The sequence below is a fragment of the Gardnerella rara genome (genome assembly GCF_055452355.1).
Window position 1 is genome coordinate 337,398 of record NZ_JBVBJP010000002.1, and the last position, 7,431, is coordinate 344,828.

At 46.8% G+C, this 7,431-nt stretch carries 6 protein-coding genes; all 6 read left to right on the forward strand.

What is annotated here, in order from left to right:
- Positions 1–365: 365 nt before the first annotated feature.
- Positions 366–3,278 carry an ATP-dependent helicase gene (locus ACZ0NX_RS03185; RefSeq protein ID WP_464405472.1) on the forward strand — a complete coding sequence of 971 codons (2,913 nt, stop codon included), beginning with the start codon at positions 366–368 and terminating at the stop codon, positions 3,276–3,278.
- A 219-nt stretch (positions 3,279–3,497) separates the two neighbouring features.
- Positions 3,498–3,896 carry a DUF4418 family protein gene (locus ACZ0NX_RS03190; RefSeq protein WP_415689196.1) on the forward strand — a complete coding sequence of 133 codons (399 nt, stop codon included), beginning with the start codon at positions 3,498–3,500 and terminating at the stop codon, positions 3,894–3,896.
- Positions 3,897–3,956: 60 nt separating this feature from the next.
- Positions 3,957–5,168 carry an ABC transporter permease gene (locus tag ACZ0NX_RS03195; protein WP_415689198.1) on the forward strand — a complete coding sequence of 404 codons (1,212 nt, stop codon included), beginning with the start codon at positions 3,957–3,959 and terminating at the stop codon, positions 5,166–5,168.
- A gap of 13 nt (positions 5,169–5,181) precedes the next feature.
- Complete coding sequence (locus ACZ0NX_RS03200) at positions 5,182–5,937, forward strand: ABC transporter ATP-binding protein (RefSeq protein WP_464405475.1); 756 nt, start codon at positions 5,182–5,184, stop codon at positions 5,935–5,937.
- Positions 5,938–6,562: 625 nt separating this feature from the next.
- On the forward strand, positions 6,563–7,189 hold the full coding sequence (rpsD, locus tag ACZ0NX_RS03205) for a 30S ribosomal protein S4 (RefSeq protein ID WP_004113375.1): 627 nt from the start codon (positions 6,563–6,565) through the stop codon (positions 7,187–7,189).
- A 31-nt stretch (positions 7,190–7,220) separates the two neighbouring features.
- On the forward strand, positions 7,221–7,431 hold a 211-nt coding region (locus tag ACZ0NX_RS03210; protein ID WP_464405477.1), incomplete at its 3' end, for a hypothetical protein.

A 7,431-nucleotide genomic window follows, 5' to 3' on the forward strand; every position in this document is an offset into this window, starting at 1 on the left:
GCTCATCCAAATCGCTTAGACTGTGCGAGCGATTTTCCCGAGAATGTTGTTCAAAACGTCCCGCGGAGCTACAAAAAGCGGAAGATGACTCCGCATTTTGTAGTTCTGGACAGCGTGTTGAGCTACAAAAAGCGGAAGATGACTCCGCATTTTGTAGTTCTGGACAGCGTGTTGAGCTACAAAAAGCGTCATATCGTTCGCGCGCTGTAACGAGCGAGCGATACAACACGCCGTATTTTATGTACAATCGCACTACAGATTTGCGTAATGCGTACAGTGCAAAACGCGCGATTTGTGTTTGGCTGGGGTTCGTTAAAATTGGTTAGAGTTTAATTTTGCGATTTGAAACACAGGAGCGAGGGGCTTTGAGCAAATACGGTTACGACTTTGATTTGTTTGGCAATCCAGAAGATGCCAGTGAGCAGAGCGATGCTTCTATTTACAAAGATGCCGACGAGCAGAGTGATGCTTCTGTTAGTGATGCTTCTGTTAATGAAGATATGACGAGCGAAGTTTCTGATTCTACGGTGGCTGGCGATTTTTCCGTAGATTCCGCTCAAACTGCACAACCTGCTCAACCTGCACCAATCGCGCAATCTTCCGCTGCTCAATCTTCCAACATCCCCGAAATCAACCCGCAAACGCTTTTAGAAGGCCTAAATCCACAGCAATCCAAGGCGGTTCAATACACTGGCCCCGCACTTTTAATCGGCGCGGGCGCAGGCAGCGGCAAAACGCGTGTTCTTACGCGCAGAATCGCGTGGATTTTGGCTAATCGCAAGGCGTGGTCGAGCCAGATTCTTGCAATCACGTTTACAAACAAGGCGGCCGCGGAAATGCGCGAGCGCTTGGCAGGCCTAATCGGACCTGCCGCAAACAGCATGTGGGTTTCTACTTTCCACTCTGCTTGCGTTAAAATTCTTCGCGCTCATGGCGATTCAATCGGCTTAAAATCAGGCTTTTCTATCTACGATTCAGCCGATTGTGAACGTCTTGTTAAAATAATCGCATCCGAATTGAATATTGATATCAAAAAGTTTACGCCGAAACTTTTATTGTCTAAGATATCTGATTTTAAAAATAATTTGGTTACATGGCAAGAAAGCCTTAAAAATTACGCGCCAGATTATAAGCCAGGCGCTTCTGTATCTGGCATATCTGGCTTTAATTCTGCAGGCAATTCCAACCATGCCGCCGCGCTTTACGCAGCCGTTTACGCGGAGTATCAGAACAGACTTAGCGCGTCTAATGCGGCCGATTTTGACGATTTGATTATGCTAACGGTTAAGCTTTTGCGCCAAAATCCGCAGGTTAGCGCGTATTATAAGCAAAAGTTCCGCTACATTTTGGTGGATGAGTATCAGGATACTAATCACGCGCAATACGTTTTGATTCGCCAGCTTGCAGGAGTTGACGATAATGGCGTTGACGATAATGGCGTTGATTCCCCACATCTTCCGCATTCTTCAGTCACGTCAATCACGGTTGTTGGCGATTCCGACCAGTCGATTTACGCTTTCCGCGGCGCAGATATTCGCAATATTCAAGACTTTGAACAGGATTTTCCAAACGCTACAACAATTATGTTGGAGCAGAATTATCGCTCTACGCAAACCATTTTGGACGCTGCAAATGCCGTGATCTCCAACAACACTAATCGCAAGCCTAAAAAGTTGTGGACGTCTTTAGGCAAAGGTTCGCCAATCGTCGGTTATGTGGCAGATAACGCGCAAAGCGAGGCGGCGTGGGTTGCCAAAGAAATTGCGCGCCTGGCAAGCGAAGACGGCGTAAATTACTCGGATATTGCGATTATGTATCGCGCAAATTCGCAATCGCGAAGCTTAGAAGATGCGCTTATTAAGTCGGGCTTGCCTTATCAACTTGTTGGCGGAACTAAGTTCTACGAGCGCCGCGAGGTCAAAGATGCGCTTGCTTACTTGCAATCTATTGCAAACCCTGATGATGATGTTAATATGCGCCGCATTTTAAACGTTCCAAAGCGTGGTCTTGGAGCGCGTGCGGAGTCGATTATTGCGCTATATGCCCAGCAAAATTCCATCAGTTTTTGGGCGGCTCTTAGCAATATAGACAAAATCGAACAAGACGGCGGCGTTCCTGCAAGAACTGCAAACGCGCTTAAGAGTTTTAGGGATCTTATTACTTCGCTTATTGACTTTATGAAAGCTAATGATTCCAAGCCTTCTAAGGTTGTAGAGAACGTGCTTAACGAAAGCGGACTGTTGCAGGATTTGCAAGAATCTAAAGACCCTCAAGACGAATTTAGGGTAGATAATTTGTCTCAATTGCAATCGGTTGCAGCCGAGTATGAGCAGAATACGCCTGATGCAAATGTTGCTGGTTTTTTGGAGACTACGGCTTTGGTTGCGGATTCGGATCAGCTTCCAAACCAGGGCGAAGATACTGGAAAAGTTACGCTTATGACTCTTCACACGGCTAAGGGCTTGGAATACCCCGTTGTGTTTTTGACTGGCATGGAGCAGGGCACTTTCCCTCATTCGCGCTGTGTTGATAATCAAAAGGAGCTTTGCGAGGAGCGTCGTCTTGCATACGTTGGCATAACTCGCGCTAAGAAAATTTTGTACGTTACTTGGGCTGCTGAGCGTTCACAATGGGGCAAGTCGGAGGAGATGATTCAAAGTCAGTTTTTGGACGAGATTCCTGCGGATTTGATTTGCTGGAAGCGCACAGAAGCGGCCGTTATGCGTGCTGGACTTAGGGGAGCGGGCAGAGATTTTGACGCTGATTTTGACTCCGATTTTAGCGATGACGGCGGTTGGGATGACGATTCGTACACCACTTATGGCGGCTCGAGCCGCGGCGGATCTCGCTACAGCAAGTCGCGTTATGGCAAGTCGCTCTACGGCAATTCATACAGTTCAAAGTCCAGCTATGGCAATTCGTATGGCTCTAGTTCGTATGGTAACTCATACGGCAAGTCGTACGGCTCAAAGTCTGGCAAAGTTACCACTCGAATCGCAAGAAAATCGAGCGCATTGTACCAGAGTCAACCATCCACCTCAAATTTGCAATCGTCTGCATCGTCATTATCTTACAAAAAGCAGAGTTTGCAAGAAAAAGACAATCACTTAAACATAAATGATTTCCACGAAGGCGACAAGATTTCGCACGACACCTACGGCCTTGGAACTGTTCTTAAAACGCAAGACAAGGGCAGAAACTCAATTATTACGGTTGACTTCGGTTCGGATGGCGTAAAGCGACTTATGCTAAGAGTTGCTCCAATAGAAAAACTTTGATTTTTGACATTAAGCAGACTAAGTAATTTTTGTTGCCAAGATTGCGACTAATCGTAAGATTACCGCTAAAAAATGGCATATCTAAACATTATTACGTTTTAGCGTGGGCGCGATTATACAGAATAACATCACTTTTTCAAGTCTTGATTTAGTACTTGATGCTTGAAAAAATGGAAACGCAAACATACTGAAAACTGCACTGAAAATGAAAGGACAGTTATGAAAAACAGGTTGTTCGCATCAATTCCCGCGATTGTTTTTGGCGTATTAATCGCCATCGCGCCTATTAGTTTTGCAAAAGTTTGCGCATCCGCCAACGGAATGCACATGGCATGCTACTACACTGGCCGCGCAGCTCTAGGAATCGGCGTTGTTATAGCGATTCTTGGCGTTGTTGCGTTGTTTGTAAAAGCACCTTTGCGTGCGGGCCTAAGCATTGCCGTGATTGTAAACGCGCTGCTTGCAATCGCAGTGCCAACTTTCCTAATCGGAGTTTGCAAAAGCCCGATGATGCATTGCGCTTCCACAACGCGCCCAACTTTGGTTGTTTTGGGTGTGTTAGCAGCTGTGTTTGCTGCTGTTGCTGTGTATTTGGATTCAAAGAAAGAGGCTGAGTAGTCGCCAGCAAACGGTGACGAAAAGTCCGCGCAAATATAGTGCAAATATAACGCAAATACAATGCAAAAATTTACTCTAAAAAGCCTGCCGCTAGAAAACCTAAAGCAAAAGCCGCTTAGAACCGCCGCGTTAATCGTGGTTTCCGCGTGCTTAGCTGCTGTGTTTTTTGGCGGCTCGCTAATCTCCCTAAATCTTTCAAACGGCCTAAACAGTATGCGCGCTCGCCTTGGCGCGGATATTATGGTGATTCCGCAAAATACCTACAATCGCGCGGAAGCGTTGCTTACCAATGGCGGATCGAGCACGTTTTACTTTACAAACAATATTGAGGATTTTGTGCGAAAGTCAAAGGGCGTTGAAAAAGCAAGCGTGCAAACTTACATATCTTCGCTATCTGCTGGATGCTGCGCGGAAAAGTTGCAAATCATAGGTTTTGACCCTGCTAGCGACTTTGTAATCGCGCCATGGATTTATTCGCAGCACAAAAGCGAGCTTAAAAAAGGGCAGATGATTGCGGGCGCAAACGTGCTTGTGTCTTACAAAAACACGGTTCGCTTGTACGGGCACGAATGGCCGATTGTTGCGCAGCTTGCCAAAACGGGCACTAGCCTAGATAACTCGGTGTTTGTAAACCGAGATACGATTCCAGCGGTTGTTAAATATTCTTCGAAAGTTGGGCACACTGCGATTCCAGCAAAGTACGCACGCAAGGCTGTTAGTGCGGTTCTTGTAAAGGTGCGCAAAGGTTTTAGCGCTAAAAGTGTTGCGGAAAATATTCGTAAAACTAGCGGAATTAAAAGCCTTGGAATGGTGTTTCCAGGCGGAATTACCGAGCAGACTAAAAAGAGCTTAGAGGTGCTAAACAAGGCGATTTTTCTTGGCATTCTGGCGTTTTGGGCTGTGGGCGTTTTGATTCTTGTGTGCGTTTTTGCGGCTTCTACATCTGAGCGCAAGAGGGAATTTGCTTCATTGAGGATTTTGGGCGCAAATAAGCGCATGCTTTTTGGCATGATTTCGCTAGAGTCGGCGGTGATTGGCGTTGCGGGAGGCGTGATTGGTGTTGCCTTTGCTTCGCTTATTTTGTTCCCGTACAACATTGCGATTTCTAGCCAATTGCAGTTGCCGTATTTGGAGTCGGACGCTTGGTTTGTGTGCGCTCTTGCGGCGGTTTCTGTAGCGTTTTCGCTTGTTAGCGTTCTGGTAACTTCTGCGATTATTGTTGGGCGAATCGCAAGCAAGGAAGCGTATTTAGCTTTGAGAGATGGCGAATAAAGTGGCGAGCAAGATGGCGAATAAAGTGGTTAGCAGCGATTTAGGCGATTTAGGCGATTTGGTTGTAAGTCTTAAAAATGTTACTCGCGAATTTAAGCGCAAAAATCGCAAGTTTATTGCTGTAGACAATGTTGATTTTTCGCTTAAGTCTGGCGATTTTGTTGCGATTGTGGGCAAGTCTGGAAATGGAAAATCAACGCTTTTAAACATGATTGCAGGGCTTTTAAAGCCTACTCGTGGAAGCGTTACGATTTTTGGCTGCAATATCTCGCTGCCATCTATAAGCGATGAGCAAATTTCTGCGATTCGCGCTAAAAACATTGGTTTTGTTACGCAATCGCAGACGCTGCTTGCTAATTTAAGTGTGCTGAATAATGTTATTTTGCCTGTTAGGATTGCGCAGGCGTCTTCTGTGTCTGCGTCTTCTACATCTTCTTTAGATGCTAGCTTGACTTCATTCGCTATGGATTTGCTTAAGCGCCTTAACGTGGACGATCTTGCGCATTGCTACCCGCGTGAGCTTTCGGGTGGAGAAATGCGGCGCATTATGATTGCGCGCGCTTTGATTAACAAGCCTCGGCTGCTGATTTTGGACGAGCCTACTGGCGATTTGGATTCGCAAAACACAAGTATTGTTTTAGATCTTTTGCGCGAGTCGGCGCTAGGCGGAGCAGCGGTTTTAGTTGTGACTCACGATGAATCGGTTGCAGCAAGCGCTGATTTCGTTTACACAATGGACTCTGGAATACTGCGTTCGCGCTGTAACTGAGCTTGACATTTGCGCTCTTTCCTTACTTGGTGTTGTAGGAGGGCTGGGTGTTTCTTGTCTCACAACGCTCCGCCTATTACGTGTGGTTTGTTGTTGCGGTTGTTCCGATTTGGCTTTGATTTTGTTTTTGGTTGAAGTTTGTTTGTAGGCGTGTGTCATTGGGTTGTTTGGTATCGGCTGCCGCTCTTATACTGTTCGACCAAGAATCACCCAGCCCTCTTGCGTGCTTGAACAATTTCGTATCGCTAGTCGCCTGAGATTCTCGATTTTTCTTGCTCTCTCGGCGAGTCACCATTTCATGCTGAGGCTCACCTCTTTCGCGGCGAAAAATCTCGAATCTCCACCTTGCTTAGTGTAATATGCGTGCAAAATGATGATGTTGAGGTGAGTACAACTATCTATGGCGCGGAGTAGTATAGGAAACGATGCCTATTTTCGTAGGCATTATCTGGAGCCTTAGCCCATCAGTGGGTCGGCGCGCAAGAATTATGGCGTTTTATGCGTTTTAATGCTTTCGCGTTCGTGTGTTTGCACGAAGAAGCACTGGAGAGGCCGGCTCAGCGTGAACAATCGTAAAGTTTGGTTCACGTTCCGTTCAGATAACGACAGAATAAAAGGATTAGTAATGACTAATATTCAGCGTTCTCGCCGTCAGGTGCGTCTTTCTCGCGCCCTCGGCATCGCTTTGACCCCAAAGGCTCAGCGTATTTTCGAGAAGCGTCCATATGCTCCAGGTGAGCACGGCCGCACTCGTCGTCGTACCGAGTCCGATTACGCAGTACGTCTTCGCGAGAAGCAGCGTCTTCGCGCTCAGTACGGTCTTTCCGAAAAGCAGCTTCGTGCAGCTTACGAAAAGGGTACGCACACTGCAGGTCAGACTGGTGACGCAATGCTCACCGATTTGGAAACCCGTCTTGATGCTTTGGTTTTGCGCGCAGGCTTTGCTCGTACAACCGCTCAGGCTCGCCAGTTTGTTGTGCATCGTCACATTTTGGTAGATGGCAATCTTGTTGATCGCCCATCTTACCGCGTTAAGCCAGGCCAGACCATTCAGGTTCGCGCTAAGAGCCAGACAATGGTGCCATTCCAGATGGCTGCTGAAGGCGTTCATCGTGACGTTTTGCCAGCAGTTCCTGGTTACCTCGATGTAAATCTTGCCTCTTTGAAGGCTACTTTGACTCGTAAGCCGGAAGTCGATCAGATTCCAGTTGAAGTCAACATCCAGTACGTCGTCGAGTACTACGCTCGCTAAATTCTGGATTTCATTCTTAAGGACATACCGCTTGACCCCTGCTGTGCATTGCATAGTGGGGGTCAATGCGTTTTTCTTGCGATTCTTCCCGCGTTTGTTTATTTTTCCCCGTGTTTGTTTACGTTTTGGCCGATTTTGGGAACAAAAGCAAGAACACTTGCCCGTGTTTGTTTATTTTTCCCCGTGTTTGTTTACGTTTTGGCCGATTTTGGGAACAAAAGCAAGAACACTTGCCCGTGTTT

Bases quoted from the DNA above. Each gene is read 5' to 3' on its own strand.
- ACZ0NX_RS03190 (WP_415689196.1), top strand. From the start codon at position 3,498: ATGAAAAACAGGTTGTTCGCATCAATTCCCGCGATTGTTTTTGGCGTA.
- ACZ0NX_RS03195 (WP_415689198.1), top strand. From the start codon at position 3,957: ATGCAAAAATTTACTCTAAAAAGCCTGCCGCTAGAAAACCTAAAGCAA.
- rpsD (WP_004113375.1), top strand. From the start codon at position 6,563: ATGACTAATATTCAGCGTTCTCGCCGTCAGGTGCGTCTTTCTCGCGCC.
- ACZ0NX_RS03200 (WP_464405475.1), top strand. From the start codon at position 5,182: ATGGCGAATAAAGTGGTTAGCAGCGATTTAGGCGATTTAGGCGATTTG.